The sequence below is a fragment of the Belnapia sp. AC561 genome (genome assembly GCF_979252845.1).
The window spans coordinates 1-2,086 of the sequence record NZ_CEEDBP010000102.1; the positions used below are offsets into that span (position 1 = coordinate 1).

Below are 2,086 nucleotides of genomic sequence, written 5' to 3' on the forward strand. Positions count from 1 at the left end.
GCCGGGGGGTGGCGGGTTCGGGCCGCCGGAGGGGCGGGATGCGGAGAGGGTGCAGAGGGATGTGGTGGCGGGTTTGGCAACAAACTGGGGTCGAAATGCCAAATAATCAGTATTTGGTAGCAAAAAACAAATTCGCAGCGGTAAAAGCCCTTGATTCGGTTACCTCTTGCTAGATAAAGTGACATTTAATTGTTGGTGGGAGATTTCATGAGGCCTAAAATTATTACTATATTCAATAACAAAGGTGGAGTTGGAAAAACCACTCTGACTTATCATCTTGCTCACGCATTAGGAGAACTTGGAAAGAAAGTGCTGCTTTTAGACCTCGACCCACAATGTAATCTAACTATTTTCTCTCTGCAAATGGAGAAAATCCATGAAATTTGGGTAGGTGAAGATGAATATATCGAAGATTTTGCAAGTTATCGCGATTCAAAAACTAAAAAAGAGTTTTTGGATTTCATTAGTGAATGCAGATCAATACACTTTATACTTAAACCCACTGAAGATGGCACTGCGGAACTTGACGATATTCCACCTCCGATTAAGTTAAATGATAATGTTCATCTTGTTCCAGGGCGTCTGACATTACATCGGTATGAGGCGAAAGTTGGTGAACGGTGGAGTGGAATCTACCAAGGTGACCCCCTTGCAATCCGAACTGGAACTCGTGTTCGTACATTAGCATACGAATATGCTGAAAAATTTGGGTATGAAATCGTGATTTTTGACACGTCTCCGAGTTTAGGGGCACTCAACCGCAATCTTCTATCTTTGGCCGATGGATTTTTAATCCCTTGTTCGCCAGATCTATTTTCCGTTTATGGAATTCGGAATATAGGAAGCGCATTAAGAGACTGGCGCAAGCAGTTTGAAAGCATTTTCCATTTTTTATCGGACGCGAAGCGCAATCAGTTTCCGGAAAAATTTGTCCGGTTCATCGGGTACACAATATATAATGCGAAGCCATATGCAGGCCAACTAAATCCGCTGAATTTAGCACGCGCGCATTACAATTATGCTAAACAGATACCACCAACGATCGAGAAATTCATCGAGCCGCAAAATATTCTTAACTTCAAAGATATACTTTCAGTCTCGATTGGAAATAATTCCGTTATTCACACACACAATACTTTTCCAAGCATGTCTCAGAAATACAATTCACCAATGTGGGCGCTACCAAATCTGGGCGTTCTAGAACCCGAAGATAAAAGTACGATTGCAGGCAACCAGAAAGCCTATATTGAAACAAAAGCTGCCTATCATCAGTTTGCGGCAGATTTCCTTCAGCGCCTGGGGGCATTATAATGCCGTCCGAACACGATGAACTTTTAGGTCTTTACGATTATCACCAACATGATTTACGCATATTTATGGCTGGTGTTGTCTCTTATGTGGGAGACCATCCTAGCCTAAATAGGATTGGGCGGGAGATAGTTCATTCCTACAAAAGCAGATTAAAAAATCGCGATCACCTTGAGGCTAAAATCATTCGAAAAATACAGAGCGGAAGGACGATAACGCCGCAAAATCTCTTTCAAGAAATTACTGATTTAGCAGGCGTTAGAATACTTCACCTTTGTCAGGAGTCATTTTCTGAAATTGATACCGTGATCAGACACAAGGTATCTGAGGGGGATTGGTTTTTTGCCGAGCCTCCAAAAGCTTATACTTGGGACCCTGAAGCAGTAGCTTACTTTTCTAGTTTTGATCTCCAAGTATCGGAAAAGCCAACATCGTATACGAGCGTGCATTATTTGGTAAAGCCCAGACAAGAATCTCCGATTTGCTGTGAAATTCAGGTGCGTACTCTCTTTGAAGAAATCTGGGGTGAGGTTGACCATAGGATAAACTATCCGGAACCCACAGATAATATCGCCTGCAGAGAACAGTTGAAAGTGCTATCCAAAATAGTTGGCGCTGGGAGTCGGCTATTGGACTCTCTTAGGCGGGTTCACCGGCAAAACGACGCCAACCCTCGTATTTAAACCATTCTCTTAGGTGGATGAGTCGTAATTATTCTTGTTGAGCACCACCCTCCCCCCAAACACCACCACCCCCCTTGGCGGATGCTGCGCAATCG

2 protein-coding genes are annotated in these 2,086 nt (G+C 43.4%); both read left to right on the forward strand.

The window, feature by feature from the left end:
• Positions 1–207: 207 nt before the first annotated feature.
• Positions 208–1,311: a ParA family protein gene (locus tag AC0IW9_RS30275; protein WP_471652018.1), complete on the forward strand. Its 1,104-nt coding sequence runs from the start codon at positions 208–210 to the stop codon at positions 1,309–1,311.
• Positions 1,311–1,991: a hypothetical protein gene (locus tag AC0IW9_RS30280; protein ID WP_471652019.1), complete on the forward strand. Its 681-nt coding sequence runs from the start codon at positions 1,311–1,313 to the stop codon at positions 1,989–1,991. The genes AC0IW9_RS30275 and AC0IW9_RS30280 overlap by 1 nt, the downstream gene beginning before the upstream one ends.
• Positions 1,992–2,086: the final 95 nt, after the last annotated feature.

Excerpts from the sequence above, each read along its gene's own strand:
- AC0IW9_RS30275 (WP_471652018.1), top strand. The coding sequence starts at position 208 with ATGAGGCCTAAAATTATTACTATATTCAATAACAAAGGTGGAGTTGGA.
- AC0IW9_RS30280 (WP_471652019.1), top strand. The coding sequence starts at position 1,311 with ATGCCGTCCGAACACGATGAACTTTTAGGTCTTTACGATTATCACCAA.